1 protein-coding gene is annotated in these 676 nt (G+C 69.9%); it reads right to left on the reverse strand.

Annotated elements, in window-relative coordinates:
* Positions 1 to 301 precede the first annotated feature (301 nt).
* On the reverse strand, positions 302 to 481 hold the full coding sequence (locus tag AC1DQC_RS19885; RefSeq protein ID WP_477052955.1) for a hypothetical protein: 180 nt from the start codon (positions 479 to 481) through the stop codon (positions 302 to 304).
* Positions 482 to 676 lie beyond the last annotated feature (195 nt).

Genomic DNA, 676 nt, shown 5'->3' on the forward strand with positions numbered 1-676 from the left:
CGACGGGGACGAGCAGAAGACGGTGTTCGTGCCGGTGGACGAGTGGGCCAACAACCAGGAGCTGTGCCAGGCGCTGCGGTCGGCCGGCTTCGAACCGCTCGGGTTCGGGTTCGTGCGCGCCCACTGACCCAGCACCACTCGGAAGACCGTGTGCGTGGGCCCGAACCGATGGACTCGGTTCGGGCCTCTCGCATTTCAGCGTTGTGACGACGCCTGTCCGGTCGCCGGGGCCAGGTGAGCACCGTGCGCACCACTGTCTCGGCCTCGTACACCCGGGTGCGCTGGCTGTCGCGGTCGGTGCTCACTCGAGCTGCTTCGTCGCGGCGGCGAGCTCCTGCGCGTGGCCGAGGCGCGCGGCCCGGCCGGCCCGGTCGCCCGCCCGCCGTGCGGTCGAGGAGCGCCCCGCGGTGGCCTTTGACCCCCGCCACCTCCCGCGCGCCTGCGAGGTCTGACGGTAGATGTCCGACAGCTCGGAACTCACCCGGACGAGCGTAGACCGCGGCACCGACGCGCGGCCGCGCCTATCGTTGGCCGTCGACCACCAACAACACCCCCACCCACCACACCCCCACCCCCACCACCCCCACCCCAACCACCAACCACMCCCCCACACACAAAAACACAACACCCACCCCACCACACCCACAAAAAACACCAAACCCCACAACACCAACAA

It is taken from the genome of Cellulomonas sp. P4_H12 (genome assembly GCF_056400905.1).